The organism is Prevotella brunnea, from assembly GCF_008016795.1.
GTDB lineage: Bacteria > Bacteroidota > Bacteroidia > Bacteroidales > Bacteroidaceae > Prevotella > Prevotella brunnea.
On sequence record NZ_SDIK01000072.1, the window covers coordinates 1 to 20,859 of the forward strand.

General features: G+C 46.8%; 13 protein-coding genes, 1 tRNA gene and 1 pseudogene. 8 read left to right on the forward strand and 7 right to left on the reverse strand.

Annotation, left to right across the window (positions count from 1 at the left end):
* Window positions 1-219: 219 nt before the first annotated feature.
* Window positions 220-1,181 (reverse strand): annotated as a pseudogene (locus tag ETF27_RS09120) (phage integrase SAM-like domain-containing protein); the annotation flags it as partial.
* Window positions 1,182-1,494: 313 nt separating this feature from the next.
* Window positions 1,495-1,568: transfer RNA gene (locus tag ETF27_RS09125), tRNA-Ile, on the reverse strand.
* Window positions 1,569-1,871: 303 nt separating this feature from the next.
* Between ETF27_RS09125 and ribF the strand changes: the two genes are divergently transcribed.
* The 3 genes from ribF to ETF27_RS09140 all read left to right on the forward strand — a co-directional run bounded on the left by ribF (window position 1,872) and on the right by ETF27_RS09140 (window position 6,480).
* On the forward strand, window positions 1,872-2,807 hold the full coding sequence (gene ribF / locus ETF27_RS09130) for a riboflavin biosynthesis protein RibF (RefSeq protein ID WP_130828335.1): 936 nt from the start codon (window positions 1,872-1,874) through the stop codon (window positions 2,805-2,807).
* A 38-nt stretch (window positions 2,808-2,845) separates the two neighbouring features.
* Window positions 2,846-3,682 carry a CPBP family intramembrane glutamic endopeptidase gene (locus ETF27_RS09135; RefSeq protein WP_130828336.1) on the forward strand — a complete coding sequence of 279 codons (837 nt, stop codon included), beginning with the start codon at window positions 2,846-2,848 and terminating at the stop codon, window positions 3,680-3,682.
* Window positions 3,683-3,792: 110 nt separating this feature from the next.
* Window positions 3,793-6,480: a calcium-translocating P-type ATPase, PMCA-type gene (locus ETF27_RS09140; RefSeq protein WP_147785733.1), complete on the forward strand. Its 2,688-nt coding sequence runs from the start codon at window positions 3,793-3,795 to the stop codon at window positions 6,478-6,480.
* Window positions 6,481-7,100: 620 nt separating this feature from the next.
* Here the strand turns inward: ETF27_RS09140 and ETF27_RS09145 are convergent.
* Window positions 7,101-8,555 (reverse strand): aminoacyl-histidine dipeptidase, encoded by a 1,455-nt coding sequence (locus tag ETF27_RS09145; RefSeq protein WP_130828338.1) that lies wholly within the window; start codon window positions 8,553-8,555, stop codon window positions 7,101-7,103.
* A 40-nt stretch (window positions 8,556-8,595) separates the two neighbouring features.
* Window positions 8,596-9,621 (reverse strand): lysylphosphatidylglycerol synthase transmembrane domain-containing protein, encoded by a 1,026-nt coding sequence (locus ETF27_RS09150; protein WP_130828339.1) that lies wholly within the window; start codon window positions 9,619-9,621, stop codon window positions 8,596-8,598.
* A 77-nt stretch (window positions 9,622-9,698) separates the two neighbouring features.
* On the opposite strand from ETF27_RS09150, the gene rsmA reads away from it, so the two are divergent.
* The 4 genes from rsmA to rsgA all read left to right on the forward strand — a co-directional run bounded on the left by rsmA (window position 9,699) and on the right by rsgA (window position 12,651).
* On the forward strand, window positions 9,699-10,511 hold the full coding sequence (gene rsmA, locus ETF27_RS09155; RefSeq protein WP_130828340.1) for a 16S rRNA (adenine(1518)-N(6)/adenine(1519)-N(6))-dimethyltransferase RsmA: 813 nt from the start codon (window positions 9,699-9,701) through the stop codon (window positions 10,509-10,511).
* The gene (locus tag ETF27_RS09160) at window positions 10,508-10,987 is read left to right on the forward strand and encodes a GAF domain-containing protein (RefSeq protein ID WP_130828341.1); all 480 of its coding nucleotides are present in this window, start codon (window positions 10,508-10,510) and stop codon (window positions 10,985-10,987) included. Before rsmA ends, ETF27_RS09160 begins: the two co-directional genes overlap by 4 nt.
* Window positions 10,988-11,065: 78 nt before the next feature.
* Complete coding sequence (gene frr / locus ETF27_RS09165) at window positions 11,066-11,626, forward strand: ribosome recycling factor (protein ID WP_130828342.1); 561 nt, start codon at window positions 11,066-11,068, stop codon at window positions 11,624-11,626.
* Window positions 11,627-11,706: 80 nt separating this feature from the next.
* Entirely contained in the window at window positions 11,707-12,651 is a 945-nt protein-coding gene (gene rsgA, locus ETF27_RS09170; protein ID WP_130828343.1) for a ribosome small subunit-dependent GTPase A, read from the forward strand.
* Between the two features lie 557 nt (window positions 12,652-13,208).
* Here rsgA and ETF27_RS09175 read toward each other — a convergent pair.
* From ETF27_RS09175 to ETF27_RS09185, 3 genes are all read right to left on the reverse strand, one after another.
* A complete protein-coding gene (locus ETF27_RS09175; RefSeq protein WP_130828344.1) occupies window positions 13,209-13,661 on the reverse strand; it encodes a copper resistance protein NlpE N-terminal domain-containing protein in 453 nt (150 codons plus the stop codon).
* Window positions 13,662-13,885: 224 nt separating this feature from the next.
* Entirely contained in the window at window positions 13,886-17,218 is a 3,333-nt protein-coding gene (locus tag ETF27_RS09180; protein ID WP_130828345.1) for a TonB-dependent receptor, read from the reverse strand.
* Window positions 17,219-17,661: 443 nt separating this feature from the next.
* Window positions 17,662-18,000 (reverse strand): MerR family transcriptional regulator, encoded by a 339-nt coding sequence (locus tag ETF27_RS09185; RefSeq protein WP_130828346.1) that lies wholly within the window; start codon window positions 17,998-18,000, stop codon window positions 17,662-17,664.
* Between the two features lie 197 nt (window positions 18,001-18,197).
* On the opposite strand from ETF27_RS09185, the gene alaS reads away from it, so the two are divergent.
* Window positions 18,198-20,858 carry an alanine--tRNA ligase gene (gene alaS, locus ETF27_RS09190; RefSeq protein ID WP_130828347.1) on the forward strand — a complete coding sequence of 887 codons (2,661 nt, stop codon included), beginning with the start codon at window positions 18,198-18,200 and terminating at the stop codon, window positions 20,856-20,858.
* Window position 20,859 lies beyond the last annotated feature (1 nt).

The window sequence follows — 20,859 nt, forward strand, 5'->3', positions numbered from 1 at the left end:
AGGACTGACTACTATTGTGCGCTTTGTACTGATGGAATACCTCAACATGAATAATTTATTCAACAAGCCGGATGGCGACATGAAACTCATGCTTGAAGCAGCGGCTGAATCGCCACCCGAGGTAACAGAAAATGAATAAGGGGGCTTGTCACTAACATGCTGTCATCCGAACTATTGTGTCTCAATGAGTTGGAATGAGGATTTCTATGTTTAGCGGACAGTAATAATTGGAAATACCTTTCCACCTTTTCTGTTAATGTCATAGTACTTTCTTATGATGGCAAGGGGAAAATATCCAGCAGCATGACATTTTCATCTACGCTTGTCTTATACCTCTTGGTGATAAGCCACTTTCTGTCTTCGACAGTAACAATCTTATCGTAGGTAAGATTATATACGTCAATGTAGGCTAATCCTGTGAAGCAGGAAAAAATAAAAATATTCTTTACTAACTCTAGTCTTTCTATGTCAAAGTGTTTCTTCATAATACGGAGAACCTCTTCTTCTGTGAGATAACCACGATCTACCAACTCGTAGTGTAGTTTGTGGTTTGCAAACGGATCATGCATAATAAGTCCTCTGTTCCTCGCATAGTTCACGACCGTCTTCAAGTTTCTCAATTTCTTGGTGGTAGTATTATGTACCCCGCCTACAACTGAGGTCAGATACAATTCAAAGTCTTGGACAACGGCACTTGTTAGTTCTGACAACCCAATGTCTCTGCGGTGATATTTTGCCTGTAGGAAGCTTTGAAAGTTCTGCCTCACCACCTTGTACTTATAAAACGTTCCCTTTGTCAGCGTCTTGCCAACTTGTTGCGTGATGGAGTCAATATATTTATCAAAGACAGGGAGAAAAGTTGTAAATTCCTTATCTGTTCCAAGAAACACTGACCTGATAAGATCTAAGGACAAGCTTTCAGAGGTTTCATATTTCCTATAGATCTGCATCAAAGTTGTTGTCAGTGCATCTATTGATGCATTGACGGAGAGAGCTTCTGCCGTTCTACCAATCATTCTGCTGGTTTTGTTGCTCCATTTAGATTTATCCACGAAAATTTTAGTGGATCCAAGATTAGCCATTTCGCCTCCGAGATACATTCGGAGCATTACAGGCGATTTTCCTTCTTTGTTCTCGTAGTTGGAACGTAGGTAGTAGGATACCTTGAAAGTCGTTTTCATAACGCATCATTTTTTAGTGTAGCTTTCTTGGCTACAAAGTTCAACATAAATTGTTGAAAACGAGATATTTGTATGCCGTCAATTAGGTAGTCATTTTCCATTCACTGCTACATTTTTTTGAGAGTCTGCTTTTGTGTAGCAGTTTCTGTAGCAGAAAATGACCGAATGATGACTATCAAAAGGTATGGTTTGGCAGTCAAACGGATATGGATAAAAAACAAAAAATCGCTGTAAAACCTTGATTTTACAGCGATTATCCTTGTTTTGAAGGCTAAAATGACGTGTTGTTTGACGTCCTCTTGAAACCTCTTTGTGGACCAGCCTGGGCTTGAACCAGGGACCTCCAGATTATGAGTCTGTTGCTCTAACCAACTGAGCTACAAGTCCGGGAATTTTGATAATTCGGCTGCAAAGATAATCAAAAAAGCTGAAAGAGAGAAATAAGGGATGATATTTTTAGCGTTTTAACACATTTTGGATGGGATGAGAGGGTATTTCACGCCGATTTACCGTATCTTTGCCAAAGTTTAAGGACATGTTCCGCGAAGTCTTGATAAAGATTGGGGCAGTGCATGTTCTGTTTTGATGATGATTAGGCGACGAGATAACCGCAGGTGAGGAAAAAGGATTTGCTCACGTGTATTTCGCATCTTGACGGATTTTCATCACAAAGGTTCAAGCACAGCAATCATGAGAATAATAGATTTAACAACTGCCGACGATATCGAACTCGCGCCTTCGGTTGCCACCATTGGCTTCTTCGATGGGGTGCATCGGGGACATCAGTTCCTTCTTCAAAATGTGGTGAAAGCGGCAGTGGCTTCCGGGATGGAGTCGATGGCGATTACTTTTGATGCGCATCCGCGCGCGGTGCTTCATTCGGATTATCAGCCGAAGATGCTCTCATCGCTCAATGAGAAGCTTTACCATCTGCGCCAAACGCAATTGGATAACACGGTGGTTTTGCATTTTGATGAACAATTGGCACATTTTTCCGCGAAGGAGTTCATGGATATTGTGCTGAGAAAACGACTGAATGTGCGTCGGCTCGTCATGGGTTATGACAACCGGTTTGGGCATCACCACCGCGAAACTTTCGACGATTACGTGCGTTATGGTGCGGAAGTAGGGATTGAGGTGCTGAAGAGTTCCGCTTTTATGATAGAGGGTACGGAGGTGAGTTCTTCGGTCGTGCGTCGGCTCATTGAGACCGGGGACATGCCCTTTGCCAACAAATGTTTGGGCTATCCCTATCAGATGGAAGGTGTGGTGATTCCCGGCTTTCAGAATGGGCGACGGTTGGGTTTTCCGACCGCGAATCTCAGTCCCACTGCAGATAAGTTGATACCCGCTCCGGGTGTATATGCGGTAAGGGTGTATATCGCCGGGGAGGAAAAGGCTCATGGAGGAATGATTAACATTGGCGTTCGCCCCACGTTTCATGGAAGGAAACAATCGGTTGAGGTGAACATTTTCGATTATGAAGGAAACTTATATCGTCAGCGCTTGCGCATCTTGTTTTTCCGGCATATCCGCGAAGAGCGAAAGTTCGATACCGCGGAGCAACTGACCGAACAGTTGCGCAGGGACAAGGCGATGGCAGAGGTCATTCTCGAGGCAAACTAACGCGCTGAGTTTTTCAAGAATACAAAAACATTAGGAACATGAACAAGAAGGAGATAGCAAATTCGTTGCTTTATGTGATGTTATTTGTTGCCGTCTTTTTTCTTTTGCAATTCTCTTTCCAACTGATTTCGGTGGCTATCTTCGCTTTTCTGAATGATGTCGGGTTTCAGATGGTGGAGGAAGGGTTGCGAGAGGGAAAATATAGCGCGGTGATAGTCATTGGCAGCATCTTTAGTTCTCTGACGGCAATCGTCCTGTTTGCCAAACTCGGATGGGCGCCGGTTTCGCGCTCTTATTTGAAAACGAAACCTTGTGGTGTGCTCTTTTGGGCGATGATTTTGGCGATAGGTGCTATTCTTCCATTGGAGTTTGCGTACGAGAAAGTGCAGATTGTCATGTCGAAAAGCACGCAACAGCTTTTTGAAGGTATCATGCGAGAGCCTTGGGGGTATGTGGCAATCGGCATTTTGGCACCGATAGCCGAAGAAATGATCTTTCGGGGCGGTATTCTCCGTAAGCTGCTTTCCGCCTTTGATGGTAAATGTGCGTGGTGTGCCATCGTGCTTTCAGCTCTTATCTTCGCCCTTGTGCATTTGAATCTTGCTCAAGGCGTGCATGCCTTTATCATGGGGCTGCTGTTGGGGTGGATGTATATGCGTACGCGCAGCGTCGTTCCCGGGATAGCGTTCCATTGGGTGAATAATACTGTTGCCTATCTAATGTTTCATCTTATGCCGGAACTCTCGGACGGACAGCTTCTCGATTTATTTCATGGCAATGAGCGGTTGATGCACGGAGGGCTGTTCTTCTCGCTCTGCATCCTTTTACCGGCTATCTTTCAATTGACAAGAAGGATGAAGCGAGCTGACGCGTAAGTGGGACTTATGGGTAAAGCTTCAAAGAGTGCTCGCTCTTTGACTCCACTATGGTAAAAATCATGAATATTGGTGAATAACGACTATCTTTGCACACGATAAGAATCTTTATGGAACATAAGCAACATTACGAAGGGCTTACCGATTTTGAAGTTCAAGCCAGCAGATTGAAATACGGTAGAAACGTTTTGACGCCACCTGTCCAAACATCCTTGTGGAAACGCTTTATCGTAAAATTTCGCGACCCACTGATTATCATTCTTTTGGTTGCCGGCAGTTTGTCGATAGGCATTTCCTTTTATGAATACTTCGGCTTAGGCATTGATGCCACGGTCTTCTTTGAGCCGGTAGGCATCTTCATTGCCATTTTGTTGGCAACCGGTCTGGCATTCCTTTTTGAAGAGAGAGCAAATCGCGCCTTCACCATATTAAATAAGGTGAACGATGAAGAAATGGTCGAGGTGATAAGAAACGGAAATGCCACGAAAGTGCCTAAGTGTGATGTCGTTGTTGGCGATTTGGTGCTGTTGAATACCGGTGCCGACATTCCTGCCGATGGCGAGTTGCTAAATGCCGTTCAGCTCCATATCGACGAATCTTCTCTGACCGGAGAACCCATCTGTCATAAAAGTGTCAATAGAGATGAGTTTGACGAACACGCGACTTATCCCTCAAATCATGTCCTACGCGGGACGAAAGTTATGGAGGGACACGGGCTCTTCCGGGTGGAAAAAGTGGGTGATGCCACTGAAAACGGAAAGGTGTTTGTTTCAGCGCAGATAGACAACAGTGTGAAAACTCCACTCACCGAGCAGTTAGACCGTCTTGGGAAATTGGTTACATGGGGAAGCTATAGTTTCGCCGGACTGATTTTAGCGGGACGTCTCTTCATGTTTTTCATGGAGTATAGTTTCGATTGGGTCTTTTTCTTGCAGTATTTTCTCAATAGCATCATGATTTGCGTAACGCTCATTGTTGTGGCAGTTCCGGAAGGGCTACCCATGGCGGTAACGCTTAGTTTGGCTTACTCCATGCGCCGTATGCTGAAGACTAACAACCTCGTGAGAAAGATGCACGCCTGCGAGACGATGGGAGCCACAACGGTTATATGTACGGATAAGACCGGCACACTGACTCAAAATCAAATGCGCGTCTATGCCATAAGCTTCGATGAGAAAGATACTACCTGCCGGGCACTCATGCGAGAAGGAATTGCCGTTAATTCCACGGCATCGCTCGACCTGACCGACCCGGAACATTCCTTGACATTGGGAAATCCAACGGAAGGCGCGCTCCTGTTGTGGTTACATGAACAGGGAGAAGACTATCGAGAACTGCGCTCCGACGCTGAGATTATAGACGAGTTGCCTTTCTCCACCGAGCGCAAGTTTATGGCGACTGTGGTAAAGTCATCGCTCCTCCCGGGAAAGGTCATTCTCTATATAAAAGGCGCCACCGACATCATTCGCAACTACTGTACCACCATTTCCGGTAATTCCTCGTGGGACGAGATTACGCACCGGCTCGGTATATGGCAAAATCAGGCAATGCGGACGTTGGGCTTCGCTTGTAGGATATTGCCGGAGAAAACCATCAAGGACTTGAAATCCGTATCGATAGAGAGCATCATACGTGAGGAAGCAGCTTTCACGTTCCTTGGCATTGTTGCCATTTCCGATCCGGTGAGAAAGGAAGTTCCGGCAGCGGTGAGGGAATGCATAAACGCGGGAATAGCGATAAAGATTGTAACCGGCGACACCCCGGGGACAGCGAAAGAGATTGGCAGACAAGTAGGGCTGTGGTCGGAAGCAGATGGAGAACGTGCCATTATCACCGGACCGGAGTTCGCCATGCTTACAGATGAAGCATTGCGAGCGCGTGTTGCCGACCTGAAAATCATGGCTCGGGCGCGCCCTATGGACAAAAAACGGCTGGTGGAAACATTGCAAGCGGAGAATCAGGTCGTGGCGGTCACAGGCGATGGAACCAATGATGCCCCCGCATTAAAGGCGGCGCACGTGGGACTGTCCATGGGCGATGGCACAAGTGTGGCAAAAGAGGCATCCGACATAACCATTGTCGATAACTCCTTTCGCTCCATTGGCAAGGCAGTTATGTGGGGACGCAGCCTGTATCAGAACATCCAGCGTTTCATCCTTTTCCAACTTACGGTGAATGTCGTTGCTTGTTTCATCGTTTTGGCAGGTGCTTTCATGGGAACGCAAAGTCCGCTCACCGTTACGCAGATGCTGTGGGTGAACCTCATCATGGACACCTTCGCTGCCATGGCGTTGGCCTCATTGCCACCAACCGAAAAAGTAATGCGCGATAAACCTCGAGATAGAAAGGCTTTCATTATCACGCGTTCCATGGCCATTAACATATTGGCAGTGGGTGGGTTCTTCTTCTTTTTATTGTTGGCGTTCCTTTATATTTTGGAACATGCCACCGTTACGGGAATGGCAGACTTGTTGCGTTTGCAAATCGGAGACCACAAGCACATGAGCCCTTACGAACTGAGTCTGTTCTTCACCGTTTTCGTCATGCTTCAATTTTGGAACATGTTTAACGCCAGAGCTTACGCCACGGGAAGGAGTGCTTTCCACTTCAAAGGCTGTGAGGGATTTGGAACGATTGTGTTCTTTATCTTTATCGGTCAGGTACTCATCATCGAACTCGGAGGTCAGATGTTCAATGTTACGCCACTTTCCCTGCAAGATTGGGTGGTGATAATCGTCTCCACGTCTTTCGTGCTCTGGGTAGGTGAACTTCTGCGCCTGTGGGATAAAAAACGATGAGTGGAGGCGCGAAACAAAAATATCAATAGCATTTCTAAATAATTTTGTAAAACCTCACGCAAAGCTCTATTAAATCATGAGATTTGACGTGTCTTTTCAATGTCGAACAACGCATACTTCCTTATGTCTCCAATTCATGTTCAGGCGACGGTAAACAGATTCTTGATACCGAATATACGCCCTGCCATCGTCTTTGAAATTATATGACAAAATCAAGATCTGAGGAGTGTTTTATAATTTACTGATAATCAGGATAATATAAATTGATATTTAAAAGCTAAGCTTTTGCACTGCAATACATGACCTTTTGCATTGCAAAAGGTAAGCTTTTGGAAAGTGAAAGCTAAGCTTTTTATAGACAGAATGCGAATAATTTTTAAGTATCCGATATTAATCGCCTTTGTGTGCTATAGTCATTTTACTACTTTTGCTCCAAAAACTTTATGTTTGTACTCAACGAAACAAATGTGTTGTAAGCATCCAATATTTGCCCCATTATCTCAGATTTTAACGAACTATTGATAATTAGGAGGGCGTGCCAAAGCCGGCACGCCCTCTTGTTAATTATAATAATGAATGAGATGATTAAGCTTTCTTCATCACGAAGAGAGGCTTTAGAATTACTTCTCGGGAATAGCCTCGAGAGTTTTTATCAGCAAGTCCCAGAATGGCTTGGCTGTTGCAATTTCAAAACGCTCTGTGGCGGTGTGCGGGCTGCGAATGGTCGGACCGAGACTGACAACATCAAGATGAGGATACTTGCCGAGAATGATGGAGCACTCAAGTCCGGCGTGATCTACCTGTACGATAGCTTCCTCGCCATTCAATTCCTTATAAGTCTTCTTTAGTAAATTCAAGATTTCGCTGTCAGGGTTGGGATCCCATCCGCCGTAGCTTGCGCTAAGTTCGGTTTTCATACCTGCCATGTCGAAGCAGCTCTTGAGCTGATTGACCACGTAGTCTTTCATGTCCTCGCGTGAAGAACGTGCCAGAATCTTTATATCAGCCTTGTTGGCGTTGATATTTACGATGGCGAGGTTGGATGAGGTCTCGACAACGTGTGGATAAACGGGAATCATGCGCACAATACCGTTGTGGCATGCGTAGATGGCATTGATGAGATTGTCTTGTATTTCAGCAGGTACAAGTGCGACAGGTTTCTCTACCTCCTCCGTGAAGAATTCCACGTTCTTTTCTATTGTCTTATATTCATTTTCCACGAGAGCGCGTTGTTTCTCAACCATCTCTTTCAGAGCTGCCACCTTGTCTTTTGCTAATGCGAGTACAACTTCCGCCTTGAACGGAATGGCGTTGCGCATATTGCCCCCCTGCCAGTAAGCAAGGCGTGCGCCTAATTCTACCACAGCCTTTCTTACGAGGCGAACCATCTCTTTGTTGGCGTTGGCGCGTCCCTCATTGATTTCAAGTCCGGAGTGTCCTCCCTTCAATCCTTTCAGCGTAACTTTTATGGCGGCTTCTTGGTCGTTAGGCATTTCTTTATACTCAAGAGTGGAAGTAATGTCAATACCACCTGCCGAACCAATAACGAACTTACCCCATGTTTCAGAGTCGATGTTCATAAGGATGTCGCCGTTCAATTCTCCTTTTGGAAGGTCGTTAGCACCGTACATTCCTGTTTCCTCGTCCTTTGTGATGAGACCTTCGATTGGTCCGTGCTTCAATGTCTTATCCTCCATGATACCCATGATGGCCGCAACACCAATTCCATCGTCTGCACCCAGTGTGGTGTTGTTGGCATATACCCATCCATCGGTGATGTGTGTCTCAATGGGGTCAGTCTCGAAGTTATGTTTGCTGTCGGGGCTCTTTTGCGGAACCATGTCCATGTGAGCCTGAAGAATGACTCCCTTGCGGTTCTCGTAGCCGGGACTTGCCGGTTTACGCATGAGAACATTTCCGGCTTCATCAACGCGAGCTTCCACTCCTACCTTCTTAGCAAAGTCGAGCAAGAAAGCCTGAACTTTTTCCATGTGTCCCGATGGACGCGGAACCTTTGTCAATTCGTCAAAATTACGCCAGAGAGCCTCCGGACTTAGATTTCTGATTTCACTCATAGTTTTGTTTATTTTAAGGGTTAGTATTTTGATATATTTCTTATGCTGTGCGGGAAGTGGGCTGACCACCATCGCCAACAGCTTTTTTTCTCGTGAATGCCAACGCTATCCATGCGTAGATGCCCAACAGCACCACTAACAAAGTTTGCACGGTATGAACGATGAGCACAAAATAGAGTGCCTGAACATCAGCGATGCCGTATAAGATGAGCATGGTCTTTACCGCGAAATGCCATGGACCGGCACCATTGGGCGTGGGTACGATGACTGCAATTGAACCAACCACAAAGCAAAGCAGGGCACATGTAACGCCTAAATTGCTCGTTGCTTCAAAACAGAAGAACGTCAGGTAGAAATGAAGAAAGTAACTCGCCCAAATGGCAAAGCTGTAGAACAGAAACAAGGGCACGTTCTTCAGTCCTTTCAGTGAAATGATGCCCTGCCAGATGCCCGACAGTGTTTCCTTTACTTTGTCGTGGATGGTCAATTTCCTGCGGATGACGTAGAGCAACATCATGGCTGCCACTGCACAGACGGTGGTAACAAGCCACCCCATGGCAGAAAAAGAACCTGCAAGGTGATCCATTCGCGTTCCGGTTTTCGAGAAGAAATTACCAAAAACGCTTATCTGCGATAGAAAAGCCAATGCCGTGATGATCACAACAATGATTGTATCGACGGCGCGTTCGGTCACCACGGTTCCCAACGCTTTCGGAAAAGCCACTTTATCGTAACGATGGAGCACACCACAACGAGCAAATTCGCCCACGCGAGGGATGATTAAACTAACGGCGTAGGACAGAAAGATGGAATTAACGCTGACGGAGTTACGCGGTCTCTCACCAAGAGGCTCCAAAGTCTGCCTCCACCTCCAACCTCTAAATGCCTGTGCGAGTACGCCGAAAGGCAGCGAGAGCAGCATCCACGTCCAATTCATCTGCCGAAGCAGCACGTTCTCTATTTTTGCGAAGTCGAAATCGCGATACATCCAATAAAGAATGCTGCCACCTAATATAAGTGGTAGGATAATCTTTATGCTGTCGTAGAGCAACTTCTTCAATCTCATTACAATGAGCAAAGATACTAAAATGCTTTTAATTACAAAATAAAATATCTATCTTTGTAACCGAATAAAGAAAAATTATGAAATCAGTCAGACCCAAGAAACATCTCGGTCAGCACTTCCTCACCGATTTGAATATTGCCAAACGGATAGCCGACACAGTGGACGCATGCCCTGACATTCCCGTGTTGGAGATAGGTCCGGGGATGGGAGTACTCACGCAATATCTCGTGGAAAAGCCGAGAGAAGTGAAAGCCGTGGAGATTGACAAGGAGAGTGTGTCGTTCCTTTATGAGAAGTTTCCCACGTTGAGGGAAAACATCTTGGGCAAGGACTTTCTGCGGATGGATCTCCGTGAAGCATTCGGTGGCAAACCGTTCGTGCTGACCGGCAATTATCCCTACGACATCTCCTCACAGATTTTCTTTAAAATGCTCGATAACAAGGACTTGATACCTTGCTGCACGGGCATGATACAGCGCGAGGTGGCTCAACGTTTGGCAGCCGTCCCCGGGAACAAGAGCTACGGCATTCTTTCCGTACTGATTCAGGCATGGTACGATGTGGAATACTTGTTCACGGTGGATGAAAATGTGTTCAATCCGCCGCCAAAGGTGAAGAGTGCGGTCATTCGCATGACACGCAACAGCATTAGCGATTTGGGATGCGACGAGCGATTGTTCAAGCGATTGGTAAAGGCCGTGTTCAATCAACGGCGGAAGATGTTGCGTGTGAGCCTTCGACAGATTTTCCCAACAAAGCCGAGCGAAGGCTTTTATGAGCGAGAGATTATGACCCAGCGTCCCGAACAGCTTTCCATCGCCCAGTTTGTGGAACTGACCAACGAGGTGGCTGACGAGCTGAATGGTATCGAACAGAACAATAATCAATGAACTATAATAAGAAAGAAACTTATGAATTGCTCCTGAAGCAGATTGTCGCTTTGATAGAAGGCGAGGAAAACAATGAAACCGGTGTGCTGGCAAACGTCTCATCCGCTCTGCACCATGCGTTCGACAGCTTTTTTTGGACCGGATTTTATTTGCTTCACTCCGGTAAGACATTACAATTAGGTCCTTTTCAAGGAACGGTGGCTTGTTTTAACATTCCTATTGGCAAAGGCGTTTGCGGAACGGCAATCGCGGAACGGCGCACATTGGTTGTTCCCGACGTAGAGGAGTTTCCGGGGCACATCGCTTGCAGCTCGGAGTCGCGTTCCGAAATCGTCATTCCGCTCCTTACGACAACCGGCGAGCCTGTAGGCGTGCTCGACATTGACAGCAAAGAGGTCAACGCTTTCGACGAGACAGATGCACATTATTTGGAGAAGATAGCCCGACTGCTGACCGACAAATTGTATTCTGCCTGATGGAAAAACAGAGAAAAGACTTGTAAGTTTGGGAATAAATCCCTATATTTGTGCTAAATTTTTAATACTGTAAAGAATATGATAGACGTTAAAGCAACATTAAACGAAGCTGAAGAACGCATGATAATGGCTGCCACCTATCTTGAAGAGCAGCTGGCACGCATTCGCGCGGGTCGTGCCAACGTTGCCATCCTCGATGGCGTGCGCGTAAGTTCCTACGGCTCCGTGGTGCCTCTCAATCAGGTGGCTTCCGTAACCGTTCCAGACCCTCGCACCATAGCCATCAAGCCTTGGGACAAAAAGGCGATAAAGGATATAGAGAAAGCAATCATGGATTCGGACGTAGGCATCACGCCGGACAACAATGGCGAAGTAATCCGATTGAGCCTGCCACAGCCCACCGAAGAGCGTCGCAAGGAACTCGTGAAGCAGAGCAACAAGATAGGCGAACGCACAAAAGTGGAGGTGCGCAACGCACGTTCGGACATTAAAGACAAATTGAAGAAAGCCATCAAAGACGGACTCTCGGAAGACTTGGAGAAAGATGCCGAGAACGATTTGCAGAAGATTCACGACAAGTACATCAAAAAGATTGAGTCGTTGCTCGAGGAGAAAGAAAAAGAAATCATGACGGTCTGACCGCTCATGTCCGATGTTCCACACACAGTTCCCGCCCCACGCTATCCAAAAAGGAGCGCGGAACTGTTTTTTTTCACAATATGCGTGGCTTAGTAATAAAGAACACAGGCAGCTGGTACACAGTGAAAACCGATGACGGACGAGTGATCGAAAGCAAAATAAAAGGCAATTTCCGTCTGAGAGGTATCCGTTCAACGAATCCCGTGGCAGTGGGTGATTACGTACACTTAATTATCAATAAGGAAGGAACTGCTTTCATCTCCGAGATAGAAGACAGGCGGAACTACATCGTCCGAAAATCGTCCAATCTTTCCAAACAAAGCCACATCCTCGCTGCCAATCTTGACCAAGCACTCCTTGTGATAACGGTCAATTATCCGGAGACTTCTACCATCTTTATCGATAGGTTTCTTGCCGGAGCGGAGGCGTATCGCGTGCCCGTGATACTTGTTTTCAACAAATATGACTTGCTGTCGGAGGACGAACTTCGATACCAAAAGGGACTAATTCACTTGTATGAGACCATAGGCTACAAGTGCGTGGAAGTGCAATCCACCGAGAACGCGCCTTCTGACAAAAGTCTTCACCGACTTCGGCCACTCTTGGATGGAAAGGTAACGCTCCTTGCCGGCAACAGCGGTGTGGGGAAATCGACCATCATCAACGAACTGTTGCCCGAAGCGAACCGACGTACCGCGGAGATTTCAGATGTGCATAATACCGGAATACACACCACTACGTTCAGCGAGATGCTGGAACTGCCTAAAGGTGGCTATCTCATTGACACACCGGGCATTAAAGGTTTTGGCACATTCGATATTGACAAGGAAGAACTGACGAGTTATTTCCGAGAGATATTCAAGTTTTCCGAACAATGCAAATTCTCCAATTGCACCCACACCCACGAACCGGGATGCGCTGTTCTGAAAGCCGTTGAAGATCACTATATTTCTGAAAGCCGCTACAACAGTTATCTATCCATGCTCGAAGATAAAGAAGAGGGGAAATACAGGGCTGCCTTCTGAACCTTATCCGGGCACTCGAAACGATGGAAAAACGGGCAAAAAATGACCTCACCGACAAGGTTTTTAGGGAGGGGAGAGAGTCGTTGATAATCAGCCACTTACGAATTGCTTTTTAAAAGCTTAGCTTTTGCTTTTCAATAGCTTAGCTTTTGAGTCCCAAAAGCTAAGCTTTTACATTGCAAAAGCTAAGCTTTCGCTTTTCAATAGCTTAGCTTTTGAGTCCCAAAAGCTAAGCTTTTACATTGCAAAAGCTAAGCTTTCGCAAAAATGAACCTTTACCGGTCAGAACAGATGCCTAACCGGTGAACAGGATGGAACTCGCTTCCCATCCCTTTTTCGGCGAGCTGCGAAGAAGAAAAGTTTTATGAAAAGTCCGCCATAAACATGAAAAATAGGAGATAAACACTCACAAGCAGTGCTTACCTCCTACTTTTTTTGTTGCCTGTCATCTTCTTGTTCCCGAAGACTTCCCTATTGGAAAGATACAGACAGAACGCTACCGTTCTCCATTCTCTTCGTTTCTAAAAGAAGCCTGGCAATTGCAAGTTGTCAGAATCTTATTTTACAAGTTTCAAATCATAGTTGAGAGAACTTTTTTCAGCTTCTTCCAACTCGTTGTTTACCAATCGCAACGTAGAATCGTTCACGATCTTGAAGAACATAGTCTCAGTCTTACCCAACTGCAGTTTATAAGCCGTTACCTTCTTGCCGTCCTTATCCTTTTCCATTTTTTCGGCTTTACCGGTATAGCGTTCTACCACGTCTTTTCCCTTGTCTGCCTCAAGCATTGTCTCCGTGAGTCGGAAACCGTCCGTACTGTCGGTTGCCATCATCAATTCATACTTGATTCCGGGACCATCGGCTGCCGGAACTTCCCCTTTAAAGCACAAAGAATCAGTAAGTTCTGTCTCCTGACTGGCTGTGGTCGCAGCATCCTGAACAGGTTTTGCGGGTTGTTTGCACGCTACCATCGCAACGGAAGTTAGCAGTACCATAAAAATTTTCTTCATAAATTCATGTTCTTTTTGTTTCGTTGCAAAGATACGCATTTGCATAAAAAAAGTGATAATCAATAGTCTTAAAAACATTTAAGAAACATTTACGCGAAATCCTCGTTTGTAAAGAAAGCTCAAAGCTCCGGCAGCTAAATAAACAGGTGTACCTGCTTATTCATAAAAAAAAGAGGATACGCAGTGTACCCTCTTTTTCTTATGAGTGTGTTTTTTTTCGCAATTTAGTTGAAGAAGTATTTTACACCAATCTGCAACATCCAGCACTGGTTGTAGTTCTTGTCGAACGACCATGTCTTTGTAGGAGCATTGCCCTCCTTGTCTTTTCTCATCGAGAAGTAAGGAACGTTGTTGGCATCTATCTTGTCAACTTTCAGGAACTGACCGCCGAAGCTGCCGTTCATGTTCTTCTCCACTCCCCACTTTGAGTTGAACAAGTTGCCTATGTTCATCACGTTGGCACTCAACTGAAGGTTGTGGCGTGTGTTGCCGATGTTGAAGGTGAAGTCGTGTGCCCAGCGGAAGTCGAAACGATGGACGAATGGCGCGCGTGCGCTGTAAGCCTCCGCATACTCGCCCTTGTGGTTCTTCAGGTAAGAGTCCTGATTCACGTAGTTCCAGAAGAGTTGGCGATCAGACTCGTGTGTGAAATGAATCTGGCTGTCGTCGGCCGGAATGTACATCAAGTCGTTGGCAATCTTGTCGTTGTTGATGTCGCCGTAGTAAAAATAGCTGTAGCCCCTTGGAGAATAGCCGGTGTAGAAGAGTGCGAAATGGTCGTGATGATAAGTGTAGCTCACTGAAGCTATCAGGCGATCGGGAATCACATACTGCGAGTTCTGCAGTGCGTCGCTGTTCGGACCGTTGACGGTGTAGAGTCCTTGCCATGCCGATGATGCGTTGGAGCCGGGCATTCCCGACACCTCCTTCATCACTGTGTGGGTATAGGCTGCCATGATGCTCAGGTTGTCGATTGGCTCTGCGTTTAGTGTGAGGTTGAATGTCCAACCATAGCCTTTGTGCGTGTTCTCCAGCACGCAAGCATCGCTCACCTTATTATATGTGAAGTTGGTCGGATAGAGATAGCGGTTGTCGGCTCCGTTGAGGCGCTCCCATGTGGGCATCTCCGCATCCTTGATGTCCCAGTTAACCAGACGAACGTCGTTGATTTTCTTTGTATAGGTGAACTCTGCTGTTGCGGTGAAGGGGAACGAGGTGGGTATCTGATAATCAACGGCAATCGATGATTTCCATACCTGTGGCATCTTGAAGTCGCTGGCGATGGCGGCGATGGAACTTGGCACCGTGCCTTGCTCCGGTGTGATGCTTTCCGGTGCACCGAGCATGTCTCGCATTTGGTTCACATCGGTAACGATGCCTCCTGTAAACTTGTCGAGTCGTGGGTCTCTCGATGTTACGACGCCGTTGGTGTATCGTGTCACGGCACTCACGAGGTTTTGGACCATACCAGAGTTGGAGGGCATGTTGGTGAAGAACACCAATGGCAGGCGACCGGTGAAGATACCTGAGCCACCACGCACTTTCAGCGTGCGGTCTTTAAACACATCCCATGTGAATCCGAAGCGTGGGGATATCTGAATGTTGCTCTTGGCCCACTTGCCGGTGTCGATGTGGCGACCTCCGAAGTCGAGTTCGTAGATGGCATTGTTACGCATGATGTCGTCATCGTCATAAGAAATGTTGTCGAATCGTATGCCACCTGTCAGTTTCAGGTTGTCGAGCACGTTCCACTCGTCTTGCAGATAAAGCCCATACTGATTGAAACTGACTTCTGCCGCTGGATTGAGGTTGCCTGCATAGCCATAGGTTAGTGCAACAGCCTCAGGCGCAGCGCCTGTGAGGAAATCATTGAGGCTGCGGTAGCGGTAATAGCCTGTTCCGTTTCGCATGTAGGAGTTATTGGCCATCTGATGCTCGAAGCTCAATCCTGCCGTCAGTTTGTGGCTGCCCAGATAATAAGTGAAGTTGTCGGTGATGGTCGTAATCTTATTGTTCACACCATTGTTGTAGGTGAATAGCTCGTAACCGAGGCTCATGTACGGCTCAAGGGTCTGCTTTACGTTGTATCCGCCGAAGTCAACAGCGATGTTTTGTCCCGTTTTAGAATCGATTGTGGGGTAATCGCCCGTTGAGTAGTCGTACATGATGTCGATGAATGGGAATGGCGACGAGTTGCTGCCACGCATATCCTTGATGTTTGTGTAGGTAACGAGCAGTTGGTTGGAGATATTCTTGCCGAAACGACTGTTCAAGTCGGCAGAAATGGAGTTGATTTTATTCTCCATCGAGTACATGGAGTTTGCGAAGGCCATGGAATACTGCGATAAACGGTTGAATCCTCTCAGTCGGAAGCCAGTGTTGCCCGAATTTCCGTTGGTGGGATTCCATGCCTTGTTGGTGGTTGTGTTGTAGCGAAGGGCAAGATGGTGGTTCTGATTGATGTTCCAGTCAAGACGAGCGAGAAACTTTGTGTTGCTCTCATCTGCAGGAAAGGCATCGTATGCCCCTGTATCATAGCCGTATTTGCTTCGCATGAACTCTTGAACTTTCTGCATATCGGCAATGGTGGTTCTTGAAATGTAGTCTGTTTTTCTGGCTACACCATCTGCAGAAGGATGCCAGCGGTTGGCCACTGATGGCACCTTGGAGGTCTCGAAGTTGGCAAAGAAAAAGAGTTTGTCCTTCAGAATCGGACCACCCAGTGTGAATCCGTAAGTGGTGTTGCGGTTGGTGCCGCGTTCTCCGAGGTCGGTGTGGTCAATGCGGTTACCGTGCATGTTTTCATTGTTGTGGTAAATGTAGGCTGCTCCCTTGAAAGTGTTTGTGCCTGATTTGGTCACGGCGTTGATACCTCCGCCAATGAAGTTGGTCTGCCGCACATCGTAAGGAGCGATCACCACCTGTACCTCGTCGATGGCATCCATTGAGATAGGATTGCCTCCTCCGGGGAGTGCCGACGAGAGACCGAAGTTGTTGTTGAAGTTGGCACCGTCGAGGGTGAAGTTGGTCGAACGTCCATCGCCGCCGGCGAAACTCATGCCGTTGGCATAAGGAGATATGCGCGCAATGTCGGATATGCTGCGATTGATGGTAGGCAGCGCTGTCATCTGTGCGTTGCTGATGTTGGTGGTGGCACCGGTCTTTTCGAGTGAGAACTTGCTGGCCTTGCCCGTAACGACAACCTCGCCCAGCTCATTGGCATCCTCTGAAAGCGCCGGCGACAGCTTATAGACCTCGCCGAGCTGAAGCATGATTCCCGTATAGGTCTTCGATTTGTGCCCGACATAAGATACGGTGACGGAGTAGGGACCACCGGTGCGCATACCTTGGATTTCGTAGCGTCCGTCGATGTTTGTGACAGTGGCATAGCTTGTGCCTGAAGGCTCGTGTACAACTTGTACCGAAGCCCCAATCAGAGGCTCGTTGCTGCCTGATAATGTAACCTTGCCTCCGAGGGCGGAGGTGGTGACCTGTGCTGAAAGGGTCGATGCGAACATCACCAACAGTGCAAACAGGAATAGTAATCTTTTCTGCATTGTGGAATGAATTATAAAATTATGGTTTGTTTTTTACTTTTACCTCAATAATTATGGTGCAAAAGTAGTTAAGGAATGTTTCTAACGTGTTACATAAAAATTAAAAACTCGTTGAAACTTCTCTGTTTTTGTGTTTCCCCCATCCATCGAACTGCATAGAGGTATCAAGCAAGTTTTGCTATTTCGCAGTATTACTGACAGATGATTTGGCATCTACCAAATCTCTTCTGTCATGCCTTGCAATATATTTGATATGTTCGCAGCCTCTTCTTTCATAGGCGTAAAAGCATGAAAGCATCTCACGTATGCAAGAAAATTTCCCCTCTTTTCCAAAGGTTTTTAAGGAGTGTGATTTGTTTGAGAGCAAAGATAGAAATAAAGAAAAAGTGTTTTCCTACCCGGAAAGCACTTTATGTCCCTATTCGTGCGAACCGATGAAAAGCTTATACCAACCGATCCAATTGCAGCTTCAGTTCTTTCAGTTCGTCTCTCACGGAGATAAGTGTTTCCAACACCTTGCGACTTTTATCCGCTCCCTCCCTGTTTTCCCGTAACATCTTCCTCGCGGCAGCAATCTTAAACCCACGCACCTTCACCAAATTATAGATGACCTTAATCTGGTCGATATCTTTTTCCGTATATTGGCGCACCCTGTTTCCGGTAGTCTTCGGACGAAGATGCGGAAATTCTGTTTCCCAATATCTGAGCAAACTCTCCGTAACGTTCAGTTGTTGTGCCACTTCCTTGATGGAATAATATAGTTTTCGCGAATTTTCAGCCATAGTTTTTTATATTTTTATTAAACAGAAAGATATCGGCGATAATCGATGGCTCGCATCTTGCCATGCTTATTATTACCTATGCTTTTCAACGACTTGCAAATCCCAATATCAATCAATCAGCATTTCATTTGCAAAAATAGTGAAAAGTCAGTATCTTTGCAACACTTTTGAACGAATTTTATAAAATTAAGAATAAGATGATGACAGCTAACGAAATCCGCAACTCGTTTAAGAAATTCTTTGAAGCAAAGGGACACGTCATCGTACCGTCTGCCCCCATGGTAATAAAGGACGACCCTACACTGATGTTCACCAATGCCGGCATGAACCAATGGAAAGACGTCATACTCGGAACAAAAACACCGGAACCGCGCCGTCGCGCCGATTCGCAAAAGTGCCTGCGCGTAAGTGGTAAGCACAACGACTTGGAAGAGGTGGGACACGACACCTACCACCACACGATGTTCGAAATGCTCGGCAACTGGAGCTTCGGCGATTATTTTAAGCAGGATGCCATCAACTACGCATGGGAATTTCTTGTAGATGTGTTGGGGTTAAACCCCGCCGACCTTTATGTTACCGTCTTTGAGGGAAGTCCGGAAGAAAACATACCACGCGACAACGAAGCTGCAGAATTCTGGGCAAAGCATTTGCCGGAAGACCACATCATCAACGGAAACAAACACGACAACTTTTGGGAAATGGGAGATACCGGTCCTTGCGGTCCCTGCTCGGAAATACACATTGACTCGCGCAACGCTGAAGAAAAAGCCAAGCTACCCGGACGAGAGTTGGTAAACAAAGACAATCCGCAGGTAATAGAAATTTGGAACATTGTCTTCATGCAGTTCAATCGCAAAGCCGATGGATCGCTCGAACCATTGGCTATGAACGTCATTGACACCGGAATGGGGTTCGAGCGTTTGGTGCGCACACTGCAAGGCAAGAGTTCCAACTACGACACTGACGTGTTCCAGCCCATCATCAAGCAGATAGAACTACTAAGCGGGAAAAAATATGGTTTCACCGCTCCAACAGGCAAGAATGGTAAAGCTGCCAACGAACAGGAACGAATCGACATTGCCATGCGTGTGGTGGCAGACCATATGCGCGCTGTGGCGTTTGCCATTGCCGATGGACAGTTGCCGGGAAACGCGAAAGCAGGATATGTCATTCGCCGCATACTGCGTCGCGCCGTTCGCTATGGATACACATTCCTTGCACAGAAAGACGCGTTCATCTTCAAACTGCTCAACATCTTCATTCAGGAAATGGGCGATGCCTATCCCGAGCTTGTTGCCCAACGAGAGCTTATCGCCCGAGTGATAAAAGAGGAAGAGGATTCTTTCCTTCGCACACTCGATAAAGGCATTAATCTGCTCAATACGGCAATGGAAGAGATGGATAAACAGGGCAAAACCGAACTCGATGGAAAGGAAGCTTTCCGTCTGTTCGATACATACGGTTTTCCACTCGACCTCACAGAATTGATTTGCAGAGAGCACGGCTTCACAGTGGACGAGAATCAATTCAACGAGGAGATGGCGCAACAAAAAGCACGTGCCAGAAATGCCGCGGCAGTTGAGAACGGCGACTGGGTTGTCGTCAGAGAAGGTGAACAAGAGTTTGTGGGTTACGACTATACGGAGCACGATTGTCGCATTCTTCGCTATCGCAGAGTTACTCGGAAAAAGAGCAGTTTCTATGAGGTAGTGCTTGATAAAACTCCGTTCTACGGTGAGATGGGTGGACAGGTAGGCGACCAAGGTGTGCTCGTCAGTGAAACCGAAACCATTCATATTATCGACACTAAGCGCGAAAACAACCAAAGCATCCACATCATCAAGGAACTACCCAAGAACATCGAAGCCGATTTCATGGCTTGTGTGGATACCGATAAGCGCAACGCCAGTGCTGCCAACCACACTGCCACTCACTTGCTCGACTATGTCTTAAAACAAGTTTTGGGAGAACATGTGGAACAAAAGGGTTCTTACGTAAGTCCTGACACACTCCGTTTCGACTTCTCGCATTTCCAAAAAGTAAGCGATGAGGAATTAAGACAAGTGGAACGAATGGTGAACGACATGATTCGCCAAGACTTTCCACGCAACGAACATCGCGACACGCCCATTGAGGAGGCAAAGAAAATGGGTGCAGTGGCACTCTTCGGCGAAAAATACGGCGACAAGGTGCGCGTCATCGGCTTCGGACCAAGCTGCGAGTTCTGTGGCGGTATTCACGTGCCTTCTACGGGACGCATCGGACTCTTCAAAATCGTGAGCGAGAGTAGTGTTGCCGCGGGCGTTCGTCGCATAGAAGCCATGACGGGAAAGAACTGCGAAGAGGCGGTATATGTGCTGGAGGACACCTTGCGCGACCTAAAAGCGATGTTCAACAATGCCAAGGACTTGAGGACGGTAGTGCGCAAATACATTGAAGAACACGACACAATGAAGAAAGAGATGGAAAATTTCCGTCAGCAAACTGCCGATCGTGCGGCAAAGAGCCTCGTAGAGAAGGTTCGGAACGTGAATGGTATCAATGTCGTGAAGGCAGTCCTTCCCGTTGAGCCTGCGTCGGCTAAGGATATCGTATTCAAAGTGCGTGAGGCGATTCCCGAAAAGCTCGTCTGTGTGCTCGGCTCTGTTTACGATAACCGACCTCTTCTCTCGGTGATGCTCAGTGACGACATGGTGAAAGACCATGCGATGAATGCCGGAAAAATAATCCGTGAGGCTGCCAAGCTAATCAAAGGCGGTGGTGGTGGTCAGCCACATTATGCCCAAGCAGGTGGTAAGGATGCTGCCAACATCAATGCTGCGGTTGAAAAAGTCATTGAATTGGCGGAGCTGTAAT

Coding starts and splice junctions, on each gene's coding strand:
- ETF27_RS09135 (WP_130828336.1), top strand. CDS start 2,846: ATGAACAAGAAGGAGATAGCAAATTCGTTGCTTTATGTGATGTTATTT.
- frr (WP_130828342.1), top strand. CDS start 11,066: ATGATAGACGTTAAAGCAACATTAAACGAAGCTGAAGAACGCATGATA.
- ETF27_RS09140 (WP_147785733.1), top strand. CDS start 3,793: ATGGAACATAAGCAACATTACGAAGGGCTTACCGATTTTGAAGTTCAA.
- alaS (WP_130828347.1), top strand. CDS start 18,198: ATGATGACAGCTAACGAAATCCGCAACTCGTTTAAGAAATTCTTTGAA.
- rsmA (WP_130828340.1), top strand. CDS start 9,699: ATGAAATCAGTCAGACCCAAGAAACATCTCGGTCAGCACTTCCTCACC.
- ribF (WP_130828335.1), top strand. CDS start 1,872: ATGAGAATAATAGATTTAACAACTGCCGACGATATCGAACTCGCGCCT.
- ETF27_RS09175 (WP_130828344.1), bottom strand. CDS start 13,661: ATGAAGAAAATTTTTATGGTACTGCTAACTTCCGTTGCGATGGTAGCG.
- ETF27_RS09185 (WP_130828346.1), bottom strand. CDS start 18,000: ATGGCTGAAAATTCGCGAAAACTATATTATTCCATCAAGGAAGTGGCA.
- ETF27_RS09145 (WP_130828338.1), bottom strand. CDS start 8,555: ATGAGTGAAATCAGAAATCTAAGTCCGGAGGCTCTCTGGCGTAATTTT.
- ETF27_RS09180 (WP_130828345.1), bottom strand. CDS start 17,218: ATGCAGAAAAGATTACTATTCCTGTTTGCACTGTTGGTGATGTTCGCA.
- ETF27_RS09160 (WP_130828341.1), top strand. CDS start 10,508: ATGAACTATAATAAGAAAGAAACTTATGAATTGCTCCTGAAGCAGATT.
- ETF27_RS09150 (WP_130828339.1), bottom strand. CDS start 9,621: ATGAGATTGAAGAAGTTGCTCTACGACAGCATAAAGATTATCCTACCA.
- rsgA (WP_130828343.1), top strand. CDS start 11,707: ATGCGTGGCTTAGTAATAAAGAACACAGGCAGCTGGTACACAGTGAAA.